The organism is Phaeobacter sp. 11ANDIMAR09 (assembly GCF_001294455.1).
GTDB lineage: Bacteria > Pseudomonadota > Alphaproteobacteria > Rhodobacterales > Rhodobacteraceae > Pseudophaeobacter.
This window is the reverse complement of the sequence record NZ_LIKT01000011.1, coordinates 112,266-130,300: the sequence shown is the minus strand read 5'-3', so window position 1 is coordinate 130,300 and position 18,035 is coordinate 112,266. Positions and strand designations below refer to the sequence as shown.

Annotated in this window: 17 protein-coding genes; 11 read left to right on the top strand and 6 right to left on the bottom strand. The window is 58.3% G+C overall.

Annotated elements, in window-relative coordinates; translation table 11 throughout:
- Positions 1-125: 125 nt before the first annotated feature.
- Positions 126-770 (top strand): XRE family transcriptional regulator, encoded by a 645-nt coding sequence (locus AN476_RS11650; RefSeq protein ID WP_054461752.1) that lies wholly within the window; start codon positions 126-128, stop codon positions 768-770.
- A gap of 155 nt (positions 771-925) precedes the next feature.
- On the opposite strand, the gene AN476_RS11645 is transcribed toward AN476_RS11650, so the two are convergent.
- The 4 genes from AN476_RS11645 to AN476_RS11630 form a co-directional block, all read right to left on the bottom strand.
- Positions 926-1,993 carry a DUF3445 domain-containing protein gene (locus tag AN476_RS11645; protein ID WP_054461751.1) on the bottom strand — a complete coding sequence of 356 codons (1,068 nt, stop codon included), beginning with the start codon at positions 1,991-1,993 and terminating at the stop codon, positions 926-928.
- A gap of 14 nt (positions 1,994-2,007) precedes the next feature.
- Positions 2,008-2,970 (bottom strand): PDR/VanB family oxidoreductase, encoded by a 963-nt coding sequence (locus tag AN476_RS11640; protein WP_054461750.1) that lies wholly within the window; start codon positions 2,968-2,970, stop codon positions 2,008-2,010.
- A complete protein-coding gene (locus AN476_RS11635; protein WP_054461749.1) occupies positions 2,967-3,563 on the bottom strand; it encodes a dimethylamine monooxygenase subunit DmmA family protein in 597 nt (198 codons plus the stop codon). Before AN476_RS11635 ends, AN476_RS11640 begins: the two co-directional genes overlap by 4 nt.
- 69 nt (positions 3,564-3,632) lie before the next feature.
- Complete coding sequence (locus tag AN476_RS11630; protein ID WP_054461762.1) at positions 3,633-4,778, bottom strand: aminomethyltransferase family protein; 1,146 nt, start codon at positions 4,776-4,778, stop codon at positions 3,633-3,635.
- A gap of 358 nt (positions 4,779-5,136) precedes the next feature.
- On the opposite strand from AN476_RS11630, the gene AN476_RS11625 reads away from it, so the two are divergent.
- The 6 genes from AN476_RS11625 (at position 5,137) to glnT (ending at position 11,258) form a co-directional block, all read left to right on the top strand.
- Positions 5,137-6,510 (top strand): ammonium transporter, encoded by a 1,374-nt coding sequence (locus tag AN476_RS11625; RefSeq protein ID WP_054461748.1) that lies wholly within the window; start codon positions 5,137-5,139, stop codon positions 6,508-6,510.
- Between the two features lie 12 nt (positions 6,511-6,522).
- Positions 6,523-6,738, top strand: a complete 216-nt coding sequence (locus AN476_RS11620) for a hypothetical protein (protein ID WP_054461747.1) — start codon at positions 6,523-6,525, stop codon at positions 6,736-6,738.
- A 151-nt stretch (positions 6,739-6,889) separates the two neighbouring features.
- Positions 6,890-7,819, top strand: a complete 930-nt coding sequence (locus tag AN476_RS11615; RefSeq protein ID WP_054461746.1) for a glutamine amidotransferase family protein — start codon at positions 6,890-6,892, stop codon at positions 7,817-7,819.
- Between the two features lies 1 nt (position 7,820).
- The gene (locus AN476_RS11610) at positions 7,821-8,498 is read left to right on the top strand and encodes a GXGXG domain-containing protein (RefSeq protein ID WP_054461745.1); all 678 of its coding nucleotides are present in this window, start codon (positions 7,821-7,823) and stop codon (positions 8,496-8,498) included.
- Between the two features lie 10 nt (positions 8,499-8,508).
- Entirely contained in the window at positions 8,509-9,846 is a 1,338-nt protein-coding gene (locus tag AN476_RS11605) for an FMN-binding glutamate synthase family protein (RefSeq protein WP_054461744.1), read from the top strand.
- 83 nt (positions 9,847-9,929) lie between these two features.
- Complete coding sequence (gene glnT, locus AN476_RS11600; protein WP_054461743.1) at positions 9,930-11,258, top strand: type III glutamate--ammonia ligase; 1,329 nt, start codon at positions 9,930-9,932, stop codon at positions 11,256-11,258.
- A gap of 88 nt (positions 11,259-11,346) precedes the next feature.
- On the opposite strand, the gene AN476_RS11595 is transcribed toward glnT, so the two are convergent.
- On the bottom strand, positions 11,347-11,778 hold the full coding sequence (locus AN476_RS11595) for a group II truncated hemoglobin (protein WP_054461742.1): 432 nt from the start codon (positions 11,776-11,778) through the stop codon (positions 11,347-11,349).
- Between the two features lie 134 nt (positions 11,779-11,912).
- Between AN476_RS11595 and AN476_RS11590 the strand changes: the two genes are divergently transcribed.
- Positions 11,913-12,764, top strand: coding sequence for a DMT family transporter (locus AN476_RS11590; protein WP_054461741.1), 852 nt, complete (start codon positions 11,913-11,915; stop codon positions 12,762-12,764).
- 26 nt (positions 12,765-12,790) lie between these two features.
- Here AN476_RS11590 and AN476_RS11585 read toward each other — a convergent pair whose 3' ends face one another.
- A complete protein-coding gene (locus AN476_RS11585; protein ID WP_054461740.1) occupies positions 12,791-13,732 on the bottom strand; it encodes a LysR substrate-binding domain-containing protein in 942 nt (313 codons plus the stop codon).
- A 251-nt stretch (positions 13,733-13,983) separates the two neighbouring features.
- Between AN476_RS11585 and AN476_RS11580 the strand changes: the two genes are divergently transcribed.
- The 3 genes from AN476_RS11580 (at position 13,984) to AN476_RS11570 (ending at position 18,023) form a co-directional block, all read left to right on the top strand.
- Positions 13,984-14,937 carry an ABC transporter substrate-binding protein gene (locus tag AN476_RS11580; RefSeq protein ID WP_054461739.1) on the top strand — a complete coding sequence of 318 codons (954 nt, stop codon included), beginning with the start codon at positions 13,984-13,986 and terminating at the stop codon, positions 14,935-14,937.
- Positions 14,938-15,012: 75 nt separating this feature from the next.
- Positions 15,013-16,041, top strand: a complete 1,029-nt coding sequence (locus AN476_RS11575; RefSeq protein WP_054461738.1) for a glycine betaine/L-proline ABC transporter ATP-binding protein — start codon at positions 15,013-15,015, stop codon at positions 16,039-16,041.
- Entirely contained in the window at positions 16,041-18,023 is a 1,983-nt protein-coding gene (locus AN476_RS11570) for a proline/glycine betaine ABC transporter permease (protein ID WP_054461737.1), read from the top strand. The genes AN476_RS11575 and AN476_RS11570 overlap by 1 nt, the downstream gene beginning before the upstream one ends.
- The last annotated feature ends 12 nt before the right edge of the window (positions 18,024-18,035 follow it).

Sequence of the window (18,035 nt, the reverse complement as noted above, 5' to 3'; positions counted from 1 at the left end):
AGGAATGTTCCTTGCATTCTAAGAGTTTTAACAATGTGAAATTTACCAGAGTGATGGCATTTTCTTTACCGAGAAAAGTACTAAGATGCTTTCGAGAAATTAGAAAAAAGGGGCCCGGTTTGGAGATGAGAGGTAAGGAGAAGGCTGCCAAGCTGACGCAAGATCCGCATAGCCTACGCAGCAGCGATCGGGAGAAAGTCTTGGAGGTTGCTATCGGCCGCGAGGTTCGGGCCTTCCGGCGGCAAAAGGAGATCACCGTTGCAGAGCTGGCGCAGATCACTGGTCTATCTATTGGTATGTTGTCGAAGATCGAGAACGGGAATACCTCACCCTCGCTGACCACGCTGCAGATCCTGGCCAATGCGCTGTCGGTTCCTCTGACCAGTTTTTTTCGCCGCTTTGAAGAGCGCCGCGAGGCGGTCCATACCAAATCCGGAGAAGGGGTGGAGCTGGAGCGCGAGGGCACCCGCGCCAATCACCAATACAACCTTTTGGGGCATATCGGCGCCAATGGCTCCGGCGTCATTGTCGAGCCCTATCTGATCACCCTGAGCGAGGAGTCGGATGTCTTTCCGACCTTCCAACACGGCGGCATCGAGACGATCTATATGCTGGAGGGGCAGGTGGAATATCGACACGGCGATGAGGCCTATCTGTTGGAGGTGGGCGATACCCTGTTTTTTGACGCCGATGCGCCGCATGGGCCGGAAAAACTGGTTGAGCTGCCCGCACGCTACCTCTCGATCATCAGCTACCCGCAGAATGCCTGATTCCAGGCGGTAAGCGGCTTGGCGGCTGGCCGATCTGAGCAGAGACAGTTCAGTTTATTGACCATCTGGCCCTGCTGCAAGGCCGGGCAGCACCCTCTCCACGTGAGGGTGCTGCCCTTTCTATGGTGCAATAGCCGGTTCTGGCTGATCGGAGTTCACTTCTGCAGCGGCGGCTCTGTCTCGCGGTCCGGCCAAATGCCGAGTGATGTCGGCAGCCCGTCGTCAAACTTGCTGAGGTAGTCCAGCATCAGGGGACGATTGTCGATGAAGCCTTTATATGTGGCCAGTTCATCCGGCAGGTCGCGGATTACTCGATGCAGCCGACGGCCCCATTTCGGCACCGTCATCAGATCCTCAAAGGCGCAGAGATAGCAACGGATCGGGAAGACCAGCGCGTTTGAACGGGGCAGCCGGAAGAAGGTCTGCAGCTCCACCCGCAAATGCTGTTTCCGGCCGATATTCTCTGGCGTCAGCTCCGTCTTTTGAATGCCCCATTTGTGGTAGTTCTCCGGGCTGGTGTCCAACAGCGGGTTCACCGTCATGGTCCAGTTGAGACGCCGCGCTGGTGCGCCCTGCTGGATGTTCAACAGGAACTTCAGCGCTCGCACAAAAATCCCCATCTCATGGGCCTTTGGCACCGGGGCGTGCCACTCGAAAAAGTTCATGCCGATGTCGAAGTCGAGGCTCCAGTCGGCCTGGGTGGTGACCATGCCGGCGTCCATCCACAGCATGTCATCGCGCTGATCAAGGATAGCAAAATCTCCCTGCGCTTGCCGGGTGATATACTCCATCGGCCCATAGGGCAGGGTGGTTTCATCAAGGAAGGTGAAAGTATGGTCGATCCGGAGGGGCTTGTTCACCCAGCGCCAGCGGTTGCCGTCGCGGTTTAGCTCAAACAGATCCGGGTAGTCTTCAGATTTGCTGACCATGATCAGTTCCAGCAGGTCCCAGCCTGCCAGGGTCATATGCGGCAGCGATTGGCAGCGCAGCGGGTCCTGATCCAGCACCAGCGCCCGGTCCTTCATCTCCGAGACATAATGCTCATCGACGTCAAAGCGCTGTTCATAGACCGAGCCCTTGGGCCCGCCCCGGTGCTGCTCCATGTTGACCGAGTACATGTAGCTGTCTTCGTGGAAGGGGAAGGGAAAGCGCTGTATTGCCCAGTCCGAATTGCGGAAGGTGTAATCGCCGCGAAAGCTCTCGTCGTTGAATTGGATAGTCATTTCGGTGCCTCCTGTCAGTGGTCCAGCACGAGGGTCTTGCCCTCGAAGCGAGAGACGCAGGGCATGATTTTTTCGCCGCTGGCGTGTTCGTTGTCATCCAACCAGTGATCGCGGTGAATGAAGTTCCCCTGGTAGTCGATCACCCGGGTTTCGCATTGGCCGCAGGCGCCTCCGCGGCAGAGGTAAGGCGCATCGACACCTTCGCGTTCCATTGCTTCCAGCAGGCTTTCGTGCTCGCCGACCTCAATGGTCTTGTTGGAAATTGCCAGCTTCACCTGGAAAGGCTTGCCGGGTTGCGGCGCCAGAAATTCCTCATAATGGATGTTGTCGGCGGGCCAGCTCTCCGCCTCAGCAGTAGATTTCACCCAGTCGATCATGCCCTTGGGGCCGCAGACATAGACATGGGTGCCCAGTGGCTGCCCCTCCAGAAGATGCTGCAGGCCGATTCTTTGGTCCTGATCGTCGTAGTAGATATGGGTCTTATTCGGGTGGCTGTGAGACAGCTCATCCGCATAAGAACCCAGAGCCTCGCTGCGGCAGGAATAATGCAGCTCCCAGTGGCCGTTGAAATGTTCCAGCTGGTGGATCTGCGCCAGGAAAGGCGTGATGCCGATGCCGCCGGCAATAAACAAATGTTTGCGCGCCCGCAGATCCAGCGAAAACAGGTTCACCGGATAGCTGATCACCATCTCATCGCCGGTTTTGACCTGGTTATGCATGAACAGTGAGCCGCCGCGCCCCGCGTCATCGCGCCGGACGGAGATGGTATAGGCGCTTTGGTCATAGGGATCCGACATCAGTGAATAGGGATTGAGCCGGGTGATGCCGCCGTCCTGCATCTCCACCACCGTATGGGCACCGCCGGAGAAAGTCGGCAGGAGGCTGCCATCGACGGCCTCAAAACGGAAGCGGGTGACCAACGCGTTCAAAGGGGTAACCTCAGTGACCTTGACTTGGATTTTCTCTGCGCCGCTCATTCGTAGATCCCCTTGGGTTCTGGAATATTTCCGTGATCCTCGGCATCGACCCGCACGCCCTGATAGGCGGCAAGGCGGCGCGAATAGTGATCCCGCACAAAGAGATGCAGCCCGCAGTGAGAACACTGATAGGGGTCGGTCTCGATATCCTCGGTGATCCCCTTGCAATGGACGCATTGCATCCGGCGGGCAGTGGAGCCGTGGTGCTCGGTCTGGATGGCGCTATGGGGAATGCCGGCGCTCATCATCTCCTGCATCGCCTGGCCCATCAGCCCCTCGGTGCCGGCCAGATAGACCTGCAGCCCCATATGCCCATCCGTGAGCACCCGGCGGATGCGGGGCAGGGCGGCTTCATAGGATGGCCCCTCATAAAGCTGCGCCGGATTGAGCGCGCTGAGGTGTTCGCTGTAGCTCTTGCCTTTGGGGATATGAATGATGTGGCTATTTGCCATCAGTTCAGGCGTGGCGATATCCAGGATCGCCTCGGCGCCTTCCGCATCGGCGATCATCAGATGCGCTGTGCCTTTCCGTGCTTCCAGGCTGCTCCAGATGGGGCGGCTTCTGATCGAGGGTGGAAAATCAAATTTTGACATTATGTCCTCATGTGAGTCCTTGCGCCCTGCGGACATGCGGCTTGGCTACCTGCCCGCAGGACTGCTGGGTCAGCCCTTGGCGGTGCGGATCGATTTGTCCTGATCGTAGAAGGGCATCTCTGCCGCGCGGGCGGCAATTTCTGTCCCGTCACCATTGCGCACGGTGAGTTCGGTTCCGGGTTTGGCGCAATCCACCGGCATCCGGGCGATGCCGACATTGTGGTTGTTGACCTCGGAATGCATGCCGAAGGTGACCACACCGACTTTCTCGCCGTTCTGTAGCAGATCCGCGCCCTCATCCGCCGGGGTCTTGCCCTCCAGAATGACGCCGTAGATCTTGAAACGCTCTTTACCTTCCGCGGCATAGTGGTTCTCGGCACCGATAAAACCAGTTTTGCCGGGGGAGACGGTAAACTCAAGCCCCAGCTCCCAGAGCGTGTCACCGCAGGTCTCGCCCTCAAAGGGGTAAGTCTCTGAATTGTCGCCAGGATAAAACAGCAGGTAGCTTTCGGTGCGCAACAGATCGAGGGTGGAGAACTGTACCGGGCGGATGCCCATGTCCTTGCCGCCTTCCAGGATGCTGTCCCAGAGGTGCATCGCATCCTTGGCCTGGCAGAAAATCTCATAGCCGCGTTCACCGGTATAGCCGGTGCGCGAGATCATCACAGGGCAGCCAAAAAGCTTGGTCTGGATGATGCCGAAATAGGCCAGATCTCGGATGCCGGGAATGTGCTGGGCCAGGAAGTCCACCGCAACGGGCCCCTGCAGCGACATATCGTGCAGGTCATCGTCAAAGATCACCGCGCAGTTTTTGGAGGCGGCTACGGTCGAGAGTTGCTCCATTCCGGTGCCGGTGCCATGCACCACCATCCAGGAATTTACCGACAGGCGGTAGATGATGCAGTCATCCACGAATTTGCCCTGATCATTCAGGATCGAGGCATAGGTGGAGCGGCCGGGCATGATCTTTTCGACATTGCGGGTGGTGACCCGGTCGATGACCTGGGCAGCGTGCTCGCCCATCACATGCACCTTTTTCAGGCCGGAAACATCCATCAGCCCCGCCTTGGTGCGAATGGCCTCATAGTCAGCCTTGGCCCGCTCCGGACTGTGGTCATAGAACCAGGCGGTTCCCATGCCGTTCCAGTCCTCCAGCTCTCCGCCAATCTCCGCATGGCGCTGCGCCAAGGCAGACCTTCTCCACATAATGGCCATCTGCATTCTCCCTAAGATCTCTTCTCGTGTTCGCTGCCAATATTCAGGCTGAGATTGGAATTAAAATCAATACTCAAGCGCATAATTTTTTCCTGGCAGGAATAATTCGTGGCTCAGCCCATAAAATATTTGGGCAAACCCAGGGCGTTTATTGCAGCGCAGAATGACCGATCGCCCCTATTTCACAGGGATCTGAGCTCAAATACGGCATCTCAGTGCGGCAATGCGGCAAGATGAACGCCCTCACAAAACAGTTGACAGCTCCGGGCGCACTATATCCTCTTAGGATAAACAATTTCCCATGAGGAAAGTAAGACGACAAGTTCCAACGACCAAAAGCGAACAGGGAGAGGAAACCGTGGACGGAAATCTCAACGCGCTGACGACAGTTTTTACCGAGTTTTATTACTGGGTGACCGTCGTCTTTATGTTCTTAATTCATGTCGGCTTCTGCATGTATGAGGTGGGCGCCAGTCGCCACCGCAACCATATGCATACGCTGATGAAAAACGTTATGGTCATCCCTTTGGTGACCGTCACCTTCTTCTTCTTCGGATGGTGGATCTACTGGGCCTTCCCGGATTTCCCCTTCTTCGGCGGCCTCAACCATGAGGCAGGCAATGCGAATCTCCCCTGGTCCGAGACCATGGGCACCAACCTGAGCGACCGAATCACCGGTGTGTTTTGGGCGGCCTTCTTGCTGTTCTCCTGGACTGCGGCCTCCATCGTCTCCGGGGCGGTTATCGAACGGATTCGCTCTTCGGCTCTCTGGGTGCATGCGGTTCTCATCGGTTCCGTCTGGTGGATCATCGATGCCGCCTGGGGCTGGCACTATGCCGGCTGGATGGTCAAATACCTTGGCTATCACGATGCCTATGCCTCTGGTGTGATTCACGCCATTGCCGGCGGTTATGCCCTGGGTGTGATCATGGTGCTGGGACCCCGCATCGGCAAATTCGCCAAGGATGGCACGCCGCGCGATATCCCGCCTCATAACCCCTGGATGCTGACCATCGGGATCTTCCTGATCTACACCGGCTTTTGGGGCTTCTATGCGGCTTGCAACGTGCCCGCGATTTCACCCGAAGCGATCGGCGGACAGATCACCGGTACCACCTGGACCGCAACCAATATCTATCTGGCGCCCACGTCACTGTCGGCGATCACCTTTAACTTCCTGATGTCCCTGTCTGGTGGGTTGATGGCGGCCTATGTGGTCTCGCGCGGGGATGCCTTCTGGACCTTCTCCGGTGGCTTGGCAGGGGTCATCACCGCTTCGGCAGGCAATGACCTCTACCACCCGATCCAGGCGATGCTGGTGGCAGCCGTTGGCGTTGTCATCGTCTATAACCTGCACTACTGGGTCGAGCGCCGCTTCAAGCTGGACGATGCGGTTGGAGCGGTTGCGGTGCATGGCTATGCCGGGGTTGTTGGCTTGATCATCTCTGGCTTTATGCTCTGGGGTGTGCCTGCCTCTCCTTTCGAGGGTTATGCATCGATCAATCCGCTGGGTCAGACCCTTGGCGCCCTGATCATGTTCTTTGGTCTCGGCTTTGTCCCCGCCTGGTGCGTTGCCAAGATGCAGGCCGCCGCTGGTGTTCTGCGGATCCCAGAGGAGGTTGAACTCCAGGGTCTCGATTACGCCGAACACCACGCCTACGAGGATGCCAAGGCGGCGATCATCGAAGCTGACAAGGCCCATCTGGCCGCAAGTGCAACCCCCGCAGAATAAGGAAAGAGCGTTATGTCTACCATTGGATATGAAAGCTGGGCCGTGGATCTGGCCGAGGTCGGTGCTGTCTACCCCTTCCAGGGCTCTGAAGTGCTGATGACCATATTTGGGGTGATCTTCTGGGTCGGCTGGCATCGCATCCAGTTTGTCCGGGAAGGCAAACACCTGGAGGAGGCCCGCCGCGCTGGCGATCCGGATAAGGTTCGGGAAATATTGGAAAAATACTGACCGTATCCCCATTGTGAAGAACAGAGAGAGCGGTTGGTTATCCGGCCGCTCTTTTTCTTACAGGAAATAAATATTCCCTAGATTATTGATTGAGCTTGGCGTTGGTGATAGCGTCGAATCAACGAAACACCCTGACGGAGGACTGAATTCCATGTGCGGGATTGTAGGATTATTCCTCAAAGACCAATCGCTGGCGCCCCAGCTTGGCGCCATGCTGACAGACATGCTGATCACCATGACCGACCGCGGACCGGATAGTGCCGGCATCGCAATCTATGGCGGTAGCGAAACGGGCCGGGCCAAGCTCACTGTGCAGTCGCATAGTCCAGATGCCGATTTTGAAACCCTGGCTGCAGACCTCAGCGAAGCGCTGCAGGATCAGGTTTTAATCCACCGAACAGACACCCATGCGGTTTTGGATCTGGCCTCGGAGAAGCTCGCTGCTGCACGAGAGAATCTGGTGGCGCACCATGACAGCGTGCGGGTGATGAGCGAAGGTGAGAGCTTAGAGATCTACAAAGAAGTGGGCCTGCCCAAGGATGTGGCGGAGCGTTTTGATCTCAGCGGCATGAGCGGCACCCATGGTATCGGCCATACTCGCATGGCCACGGAATCCGCTGTCACCACCATGGGTGCGCACCCGTTCAACACTGGCCTGGACCAGTGCCTGGTGCACAATGGCTCGCTCTCCAATCACAACTCTCTGCGCCGCAAACTGCGCCGCGAAGGGGTGCATATCCAGACCGAGAACGACACAGAAGTGGGTGCCGCTTATTTGACCTGGAAAATGCGCGAGGGGGCCTCATTGGGCGAAGCTCTGGAATCCAGCCTCGACGATCTTGACGGGTTCTTCACCTTTGTGGTTGGCACCAAAGATGGCTTTGGCGTGGTGCGTGACCCGATTGCCTGCAAGCCCGCGGTGATGGCTGAAACAGACCAATATGTAGCCTTCGGCTCGGAATACCGCGCCCTGGTCAACCTGCCCGGCATCGAAGAAGCCCGGGTTTGGGAGCCAGAGCCCGCAACGGTCTATTTCTGGAGCCACAATGATGCTCCAACCTCTCAGGACAAGGCGGCCTGATATGCAGCTATTTGATCTGGAAGCACAGGGGCTGCGCGCCCTCAACGCGACCCTGCATGAGCAGGCGGGCATCAGCAACCAAACCCAATGGGAAGTGATGAACCCGCGCGGCAGCCATGCCATCGCGGTAGGTCTCGATGCCCCGATTGAGGTCAATGTGAAGGGCTCCACCGGCTATTACTGTGCCGGCATGAACCAGCAGGCTACAGTGCATGTGCATGGCTCCGCCGGGCCGGGCGTGGCCGAGAACATGATGAGTGGTACAGTGATTGTTGAAGGCGATGCCTCACAATATGCTGGCGCCACCGGTCATGGCGGCACCCTGGTGATCAAAGGCAATGCCTCCTCACGTTGTGGTATCTCCATGAAGGGTATCGACATCATCGTGCATGGCAATATCGGCCATATGTCCGCCTTCATGGCGCAATCTGGCAATCTGGTGGTCTGCGGCGATGCCGGCGACGCTCTGGGCGACAGCCTTTACGAGGCCCGCCTCTTTGTGCGCGGCTCGGTCAAATCGCTGGGTGCGGACTGCATCGAAAAAGAGATGCGGCCTGAGCATCTGGAACTCTTGGCGGAGCTCTTGGAGCGCGGTGGCTGCGACGCCAAACCGGACGAGTTCAAACGCTATGGCTCGGCCCGCAAGCTTTACAACTTCAACATCGACAACGCTTACTGAGGGGATGGAGATGAAAGACGACAATCACGGCATTCCCCGCACGGTTCCGATCCAGTCGGCAACCTTCAGCAATCCGATCAACGCCGAAATCCGCCGTGCTGCGGCCACTGGGATCTATGACATCCGCGGCGGTGGCGCCAAACGCCGGGTTCCGCATTTCGATGATCTCCTGTTCCTGGGCGCCTCGATCTCGCGCTACCCGCTGGAAGGCTACCGGGAGAAATGCGAGACCAAGGTTACCCTGGGCACCCGCTTTGCCAAAAAGCCGATCGAGCTGGAGATCCCGATCACCATCGCCGGGATGAGTTTTGGCGCATTGTCCGGACCAGCGAAAGAAGCCCTGGGGCGCGGTGCCTCGATGGCGGGCACCTCGACCACCACCGGCGACGGCGGCATGACGCCTGAGGAACGCGGCCATTCCACTCAGTTGGTCTATCAGTACCTGCCCTCGCGCTACGGCATGAACCCCAATGACCTGCGCAAGGCTGACGCGATTGAAATCGTGGTGGGTCAGGGCGCCAAGCCCGGCGGCGGTGGCATGCTGCTTGGTCAGAAAATCTCTGACCGGGTGGCGGAAATGCGCACTTTGCCAAAGGGTATCGACCAGCGCTCTGCCTGCCGCCACCCGGATTGGACCGGCCCCGATGATCTGGAGATCAAGATCCTGGAGCTGCGCGAAATCACCAATTGGGAAAAACCGATCTACATCAAAGTTGGCGGTACCCGGCCATATTATGACACCGCGCTGGCGGTGAAGGCCGGCGCCGATGTGGTAGTTCTGGACGGCATGCAGGGCGGCACCGCTGCTACCCAGGATGTCTTCATCGAACATGTGGGCCTGCCAACCCTGGCCTGTATCCGCCCTGCCGTGCAGGCGCTGCAGGATCTGGGCGTGCACCGTGAGGTGCAGCTGGTGGTTTCCGGCGGCATCCGTACCGGTGCCGATGTGGCCAAGGCCATGGCCCTGGGGGCTGATGCGGTCTCTATCGGCACCGCTGCCATGGTTGCCATCGGCGACAATGATCCCAAGTGGGAAGAGGAATACCAAAAGCTTGGCTCCACCACTGGCGCCTATGATGACTGGCACGAAGGCCAGGATCCGGCGGGCATCACCACCCAGGAAGCGAAACTCGCGTCCCGTCTGGACCCAGTCGAAGCCGGTCGCCGGTTGCGCAATTACCTCAGCGTGATGACGCTGGAGGCGCAAACCATTGCGCGCGCCTGTGGCCATAATCACCTCCACAATCTTGAGCCAGAGGACCTCTGCGCTTTGACGATGGAAGCGGCAGCCATGGCCAAAGTGCCCTTGGCGGGGACGGACTGGTATCCGGGCAAACCCGGTTTCTAAACAGCGAATACAGGGGCGCGGCAGACCGATTGCCGCGCCTTTTTCAGATGAAAACAAGACAACAGGGAAAGGGGAGACAGACCATGACGATAGATCTGGCTGCTTTCGCCAAAGAAAAAGGCGTCAAGTATTTCATGATATCCTTCACCGATCTGTTCGGTGGGCAGCGGGCCAAGCTGGTTCCGGCGCGGGCAATCGCTGATATGCAAGAGGATGGCGCGGGTTTTGCTGGTTTTGCCACCTGGCTTGACCTCACTCCGGCGCATCCGGACATGCTGGCAGTGCCGGATCCAGAGGCAGTGATTCAGTTGCCATGGAACTCCGAGATCGCTTGGGTGCCCGGCAATTGCGTAATGGAAGGCGAAGACGTCGCGCAGGCGCCTCGCAATGTGCTGCGCCGTCTAATCAAAGAAGCTGCGGACCAAGGCCTGCACGTCAAGACCGGAATTGAGGCTGAATTCTTCCTGCTGACCCCGGACGGTGAGCAGATCTCGGACCCCTTCGATAGCGCCGAAAAACCCTGCTATGATCAGCAGGCAATGATGCGCCGATTGGATGTGATTCAGGAAATCAGCGACTATATGCTTGAACTGGGTTGGGGTGCCTACCAGAACGACCACGAAGATGCCAATGGCCAGTGGGAGATGAACTGGGATTTTGACGATGCGCTGAAAACTGCGGACAAGCACAGTTTCTTCAAGTTCATGGCGAAATCCGTCGCCGAAAAGCATGGCTTCCGCGCCACCTTCATGCCCAAGCCGATCGAGGGTCTGACGGGCAACGGCTGCCACGCACATATTTCGGTCTGGGATGCAGCGGGCTCGGATGCCAGTGTGAATGTCTTTGCAGGCGAGGGCGAGGGGCCGACCGGCGAAGTGGGCCTCGGCGAACGCGGCAAACACTTCCTGGGCGGCATCATGAGGCATGCCTCTGCCCTGGCCGCGATCACCAACCCGACGGTAAACAGCTACAAGCGGATCAACGCGCCGCGCACCATGTCCGGTGCTACCTGGGCGCCCAATACCGTGACCTGGACCGGCAATAACCGAACCCATATGGTGCGCGTACCTGGGCCTGGCCGGTTTGAGCTACGACTGCCGGATGGAGCCACAAACCCCTATCTGTTGCAGGCGGTGATCATCGCCGCGGGCCTGTCTGGTATCCGTTCACAGGCAGACCCGGGGCAGCGCCATGACATCGATATGTATGCCGAAGGCCATACCATCACCGATGCGCCCAAACTGCCGCTCAACATGCTCGACGCCCTGCGCGAATACGACAAGGACGAAGAGCTGAAGGCAATGATGGGCATGGAGTTCTCCAACGCCTATCTGAAGATGAAGCAGCAGGAATGGAATTCCTTTGTGAGCCACTTCAGCCGTTGGGAGCGTGAGAACACGCTGGATATCTAAATCCAGAGCTTTGACAGGGCCAAGATCCCCAGGTTTCCTCCCTGTCCAAACCCCGGCTTTGCGGCCGGGGCTTTTTTGTTTCAGGTCATCAGTTGGATGCAGGGGCCTGGTGCGCCGGGGCCTCCAACCGCCAGTCCGGCACATCGTTCACCAACGAGAGTGCTGCCCGCCGCAGGCTGGCGCGCAGACGCTCGACCGCCGGGCCCTCCATGGCGCAGTCGTGAAGGGCTGCATCAAAGGTCTCAAGCCACAATTCTGCATCCGCCTCGCGGATCGGCACATGGGCGTGGATTTCCCGCATGTTCATATGGCCAAACCGCTCTTTGTAGTAAGCACGCCCGCCCAGGAAACCGCAGAGGAATTCGAACTGCGCCTGGCGGGTATGGTTGAGACCATGGCCGCGGAAGTGCAACCGGTGCAGGGCATGCACCGCAGGATCGGTTTCCATCCGGTCGTAGAACCGCTCCACCAGGTTTCGCAGTTGGATTTCCCCGCCGATCTGATCTACTGCGCTTTTCACCTTCGGTCTCCAGGGTATTCCTGTTGTGAAAGATAATTTAACAAGAGTATTGCCTCTGCCGAGTCTTTGGGCAAGTCTTTGGATAGGGTTTCATGCGGGTTCTTTGTTGCCTGCGCAGAGTTTCTGGAGGGCTCATGAGTGCACTCGGTTTAGGCTTGATTGCAGCCTTGTGTTGGGGCCTGCATGATTTCTCAGTGCGGTTTCTGAAGGATCAGGTGCCGCTGATGGGCTCGCTTATGGTGGTCCTCACAGTGGGGCTGCTCTACGAGGCCGGTGGTATGGCAGCCGCGGGTGAGGGGCTGTTGTCGTCGCTCGGTGCTGCCTCCTATGCCATGGCTGCGGGGCTGTGCTATCTGATCGCTGGCCTGGCGCTTTATGCGGCTTTCCGGCGCGGGCCGGTTGCCCTGGTGGCGCCATTGATCGCAAGCTACCCTATCCTCTCGGTGCTTTTTGCGCTCTGGCAGGGAGCAGAGATCCCCCTGTGGCAATGGCTGGCGGTTGTGCTCATCGTGGCCGGGGTTGGCTTTGCAGCCGGCGGCGAGACCGAGCCTGCGACTGAAAGCGATGAAACAGGCGGAGGGGCCGTTGCCGTGACTTTGTCTCTGATTGCAGCGGCTGGTTTTGCCAGCACCTTTGCGCTTGGACAGACTGCTGCGCAGGCAGATCCGGGGGCCGCAAATCTGCTCACTCGCTTCACTGCGCTAACCCTCTTACTGGTGCTGATGATGATAACCCGGCAGTCTTTCTGGCCAGGGCTGAAACCCTTACCAATCCTTATTGTGATGGGGCTTTTGGATGGGGTGGCGCTGCAATCGGTGCTGGCAGCAGGAAGCATGCCACAGGCTGAATTTGCCTCTGTTGTCTCTTCGATCTTTGGTATGCTGACGGTTGTTCTGGCCTGGGCCTTCCTGCGCGAGACGATGCGCCTGCAGCAGTGGCTGGGCTGTGTTGCAGCCTTTGCCGGTATCGCCGTGCTGGCTTACTGAGAGGACCGGTCAGGAAAGGCAGACGTTCAGGCTCCCGCAACCCGGCCGACATAACGTTTGCGCTGCGCGCTTTGCTCGATCAGCCAGTTCTCGACAATCTGCTTTTCCGGAAAACCCTTGTGGCTGGCATTTTTCAGCAGGTAGTAGCCGGACTCCGTCCGAACGGCCTGGTCACCAAGGGGGCGGACCAGTTCTCCGGACTCCAGCAGGTGATCCACCAGATGACCCCAGCCAAGGACCACACCCAGCCCATCCAGTGCTGCCTGGATTGCCAGAGGGTAAGTGTTAAAGGCCACCGCGCGCTCTAACGGCGCGTCGCTGATACCATTGTGGCCCAGCCAGGTCTTCCAGGTCATCCACTCCACATGACTGCTGGTCACCTCGATCAGATCTAGATCCGGCAGAGACTTTAAATTTGTCACATTTGAGTCGCGTGCCAAAAACCGCGGACTACAAACAGGAAACACCGTTTCGCCAAACAGCATATGCGCCTCATAGCCGGGCCAATCGCCTTCTCCGCGCAGGATCGAGAGGTCCATTTCATTGGAGAGGCACTCTGCATCGCTGTCAGAGGACACCAGGGTGATCTTCACCCGCGCGTTCGAGCGGTTGAACTTGTGCAGGCGTGGCATCAACCAGAGCGCGGCGACTGAGTTAGTTGCTGCCAGATTGATCGAATTGGCCTGGTGGTTGGCAAACATATCCCGACTGGCCTCGCGCAGGATATCCATCGAGCGCTCAACCGAGGTAAGCAGCGTCCCGCCCTGCTGCGTGAGAGTGATCGAACGGTTGCCGCGCACAAAAAGTGGGACATTGTAGTGCTGCTCCAAAAGGCGCACTTTGCGACTGATTGCGGTCTCCGAGATGTTCAGCTCATCGCTGGCGCGAGCAAAACTGCCCGTCTTGGCCGCCGCTTCAAAGGCTAAAAGATAGTCCAGGGGCGGCAGAATTTTCTTCTTGCTCAGCATGTGAACAGGCACTCCAGGTTGGGGTCTTACGGCTTGAATGTTTATTTTCGGGGAATTTATTTTCCTGACAGAGAGTGCCCCGAATCGCCAACGGGCTGATTAAACCACGAAAATTCAGATTTGCCTCTAATTTCTTTGGGCACGAGCAATCAAATCTCTTGGCTGAAAACAGGCTTGATACATGCAGAATGCATCTAGCCGGGATCATGAGAATCCCGCGGTGACAACACCAGAAACACCAGGGAGCGAACATGAAACTAACAACCATTTTGTCTGCAGCTACACTGTCCGTCACTTTCGGATCATCAGGCTTTGCCGCCGACAGCAGCGATCCGATTGTCATTCCGGTTCACAACTGGTCCAGCCAGATCGTGATGTCCAATGTCGTGGGGCTGATTTTTGAAGAGATGGGCAACAACGTTGAATATGTGACCACTGACAGCCAGGCCGTTTATGAATCCGTTCGGCTCGGCGATGTCTCCCTGGAGATGGAAGTCTGGGAGGGCGCGTTTGGGGCCTCCTATCGCGCAGCGCTAGGAAAGGGAGGGCTTCATGATGCTGGCGACCATGATGCCGTAACCCGAGAGGATTGGTGGTATCCGCTTTGGACCAAAGAAGCCTGTCCGGGGTTGCCGGATTGGCAGGCCTTGAATGATTGCGCCCATCTTTTTGCAACTGCGGAAACCGGTGAAAAGGGGCGCTATCTGGACGGTCCTGTTGACTGGCTGAAGCACGGTAAGGAACGCGCAGAAGCCCTGGGGCTGAACTTCACCGTCATCAATGCAGGCTCTGCTGCGGCACTCTGGGCTGAAATCGGAGCGGCCGAAGCTGACAAGCGCCCGGTATTGGTCTTCAACTGGACCCCGAATTTTGCCGAGGCCGTCTGGCCGGGTGAATTTGTCAATTTCCCCGCCTGGGAAGATGGCTGCGATACGGACCCTTCCAAAGGCCCCAACCCGGATGCACTTTATGACTGTGGCAATCCAACCAGCGGCTATCTGAAGAAGGCGGCCTGGGATGGCATGCAAGAGAAATGGCCCAATGCCTATTGCGCATTGACCAAAATCTCCTTCACCAACCCGCAAATCGCGGAAATGGCAAAACTGGTCGATACCGACGAGATGGAGCCGGAAGAGGCAGCCGAAGAATGGCTGGCAGCAAACCACGCGGTCGTAGAACCCTGGATTAGCGCCTGCCAAAGCTAATTCTTTAAACCAGCCATTGCGTGGCCTGCGGTGCGAACCGTCAGGCCGCGTGTGCCCAAATACGCGGACTATCTCATGCCCAGCACATCCCCTGTGATCTCAGCCAAAAACGTCTGGAAGCTCTTTGGAGCTTCCCCCCAAAGATACCTAACCAATATGACTCCGGGCCGCTCCTATGATGACATCCGCGCCGACGGCTATATCGCCGGGGTCAAGGATGTCTCGATCGAGGTCGGGCGCGGCGAGATGCTGGTGATCATGGGGCTGTCCGGTTCCGGAAAATCCACCTTGGTGCGCTGTTTCTCCCGGTTGCACGACATCACCGGCGGGACAATTGAGGTCGAAGGCCAGGATATCATGGCCATGGATGAACGCGAGCTGATCGAGCTGCGCCGCAACAAGATGGGAATGGTGTTTCAATCTTTCGGACTGCTGCCGCATCGCACAGTTCTGGACAACGTTGCCTTCCCCCTGGAGATGCGGGGCCAGGACCGCCACGAACGCCGTGCGCGGGCGCTGGAGGTGATCCAACTGGTCGGGCTTGAGGGGCGGGAAGAGTACTTCCCGCGCGAACTTTCCGGGGGTCAGCAGCAGCGCGTGGGCATCGCGCGTTCATTGGCGATTGAGCCGGACATCTGGTTCCTGGATGAACCGTTCTCGGCGCTGGACCCACTTATCCGCCGCGAGATGCAGGATGAATTCCTGCGCCTGCAAGAGATGCTGGGTAAGACCATTGTCTTTATCACCCATGACTTTGACGAAGCCCTGCGCCTGGCTGACCGCATTGCCATCATGCGTAATGGCGCGGTGGAGCAATGCGACACCCCAGACCAGATCGTGATGAATCCAGCCACCGAATATGTCGCCAAATTCACCGAAGAGATCGACAAGGCCCGCGTCGTCCATGCTCGTGGGCTGGCCTCACCGCTGAATGGCACCGCCGTGGAGGGCACGGCAATCGATGGCGGCGCCACGATCCATAATCTGGCACGTCTCTTGATCAATGACACCCGAGCCCATCTTCCCGTCGCTGATGCCAAAGGCGCCGTGACCGGCGTGCTGCAGCGGCAAAAGGCGCTTGATCTTCTGCTGGGAGACGCCTGATGGCGACGCTTTCAACCGATTTGCCACAAAAGGCGCAGGGAGCCAGTACCAGGAGCCAGGTTTTGTGTCTGTTGCTTGGCACGGCACTCCTTTTGACCCTAGCGCAATACTTGAGCCTGCTGCCCGCATGGCTGCACCGGTTACCCAAAGAGATGATCCCCCCCACTGCGCAGGTCTTGGACGCTGCTTTTGCCTTTGTTCAGAATGACCTGGGTCTCATCCATGTGACGCGCTTCATTGCCGAAGGACCACTGGAGTTCCTCTTGGATACCTCAGCCAACTTGCTGGAGGGCAAGCGCCGTTGGCCCTATCTGGGGCCGGTGCCCTGGACAGCAGTGGCTGGGGTGGCTGCGGTGGTTGGCTATGCGCTTGGTGGTTGGCGGCTGGCGGCACTTGGCGCCGGGACCTTTATTTGGACTGCCTTGATCGGCCAATGGAAAATGGCAATGCAGACCATGTCAGTGTTGACCGTTGCGGCTCCGCTGGCCTTTGCCATCGGTCTGGGTCTGGGCATCGCCGCCTGGAAATACGCCTGGGTTGAGCGGCTACTGAAACCCATGCTCAGCGTGCTACAGACCCTGCCCTTCTTCACCTATCTTCTGCCGGCAGTGATCTTTTTCAAGGTCGGTCCAACTGCAGGCGCTGTGGCAACGGTGATCTTTGCCATCCCGCCGATGATCCTGATGACAACCCTGGGTTTGAAAAAGGTCAGCCCCGAAGTGATCGAGGCCGGCAAGATGTCGGGCTGTTCGCGCTGGCAGATGCTGCGCCATGTCTATGTGCCCGCCGCCCGGACCGAGATCCTGGTGGGCGTGAACCAGGTGATCATGCTTTGCCTTGCCATGGTGGTTCTCACCGCCTTTATTGGCATGCCGGGGCTGGGGGCAAAACTCCTGGCGATGATGGGCAGCTTCAAGCTGGGCCGCTCGTTTGAAATCGGGATTACGATCGTGCTGCTTGCGGTGACTCTGGACCGGATGTCCAAGGCCTGGGTAGTCAAGCAGCCGGCGCATTTTGACAAGGGCACGCCCTGGTGGATCCGTCACCGGATGCCCCTTCTGGCGCTGGGAGTCTTTGTCGGTTTTCTCCTTCTGGCGCAGCTTTTCCCGATCCTGGGCAGCATCGGGCGCAAGCAGCACTTTAGCCAAGGCAAGGAAATCGACTTTCTGATCAAAGGCTTTCTGGCCATGGACGGTATCCGTGCGGTGACCGAGTGGCTGCGTTGGTTCCTCAATGTCAAAGTGCTGATCCCCTTCCGCGATACCCTGCTGTCGATTCCGACACCCGCCTTCATCCTCATGGTGGTCAGCTTCTCTTACTGGCTGGGGGGACGCCGTCCGGCGGTGTTTGCGGCGATCTTTTTCACCATCGTGGCCTTTTCCGGCTGGTGGGACCGCTCAATCATCACGCTTTATGCGGTGATCTCGGCGGTGGTGCTGGCACTGATGATAGGCATTCCGCTGGGCATTCTGGCCTCGCGTTCCGAGGCCTGGTCGAGAAGGGTGCTCCTGGCCTGCGATACGGCGCAGACCTTCCCCAGCTTCATCTATCTGATCCCGGCGATCATGCTCTTTGGCGTCAACGATGTGGCGGTGATTTTCTCGATCCTGATCTTCGCCACGGTGCCGCTGACCCGCTACACGGTCGAGGGGCTGCGCACTGTGCCTGCCGAACTGACCGAAGCGGCGGATATGTCCGGCTCGACCCGGCGGCAGAAGCTTCTGTCGGTGCAGCTGCCTCTGGCGCTTCCCACCATGGCTGTCGGCTTCAACCAGGCCATCATGTTTGCCTTTTTCATGGTCATCATCGCCGCCTTCATCGGCACCCAGGATCTGGGCCAAGAGTTGCAACGAACACTGGCGGGAACCGAGCTGGGCAAGAACTTTGTGCTGGGGCTCAACGTCTCTTTGATGGCGCTCACCTTTGACATGGCAATCACCGCTTGGGCGGAGCGCCGCAAACAGGCCCTGGGCCTGGACTGACAGAGCAGGGAA

Excerpts from the sequence above, each read along its gene's own strand:
- AN476_RS11585 (WP_054461740.1), bottom strand. The coding sequence starts at position 13,732 with ATGCTGAGCAAGAAGAAAATTCTGCCGCCCCTGGACTATCTTTTAGCC.
- AN476_RS11630 (WP_054461762.1), bottom strand. The coding sequence starts at position 4,778 with ATGGCCATTATGTGGAGAAGGTCTGCCTTGGCGCAGCGCCATGCGGAG.
- AN476_RS11590 (WP_054461741.1), top strand. The coding sequence starts at position 11,913 with ATGAGTGCACTCGGTTTAGGCTTGATTGCAGCCTTGTGTTGGGGCCTG.
- AN476_RS11640 (WP_054461750.1), bottom strand. The coding sequence starts at position 2,970 with ATGAGCGGCGCAGAGAAAATCCAAGTCAAGGTCACTGAGGTTACCCCT.
- AN476_RS11650 (WP_054461752.1), top strand. The coding sequence starts at position 126 with ATGAGAGGTAAGGAGAAGGCTGCCAAGCTGACGCAAGATCCGCATAGC.
- AN476_RS11580 (WP_054461739.1), top strand. The coding sequence starts at position 13,984 with ATGAAACTAACAACCATTTTGTCTGCAGCTACACTGTCCGTCACTTTC.
- AN476_RS11605 (WP_054461744.1), top strand. The coding sequence starts at position 8,509 with ATGAAAGACGACAATCACGGCATTCCCCGCACGGTTCCGATCCAGTCG.
- AN476_RS11620 (WP_054461747.1), top strand. The coding sequence starts at position 6,523 with ATGTCTACCATTGGATATGAAAGCTGGGCCGTGGATCTGGCCGAGGTC.
- AN476_RS11610 (WP_054461745.1), top strand. The coding sequence starts at position 7,821 with ATGCAGCTATTTGATCTGGAAGCACAGGGGCTGCGCGCCCTCAACGCG.
- AN476_RS11570 (WP_054461737.1), top strand. The coding sequence starts at position 16,041 with ATGGCGACGCTTTCAACCGATTTGCCACAAAAGGCGCAGGGAGCCAGT.
- AN476_RS11575 (WP_054461738.1), top strand. The coding sequence starts at position 15,013 with ATGCCCAGCACATCCCCTGTGATCTCAGCCAAAAACGTCTGGAAGCTC.
- AN476_RS11635 (WP_054461749.1), bottom strand. The coding sequence starts at position 3,563 with ATGTCAAAATTTGATTTTCCACCCTCGATCAGAAGCCGCCCCATCTGG.
- glnT (WP_054461743.1), top strand. The coding sequence starts at position 9,930 with ATGACGATAGATCTGGCTGCTTTCGCCAAAGAAAAAGGCGTCAAGTAT.
- AN476_RS11645 (WP_054461751.1), bottom strand. The coding sequence starts at position 1,993 with ATGACTATCCAATTCAACGACGAGAGCTTTCGCGGCGATTACACCTTC.
- AN476_RS11615 (WP_054461746.1), top strand. The coding sequence starts at position 6,890 with ATGTGCGGGATTGTAGGATTATTCCTCAAAGACCAATCGCTGGCGCCC.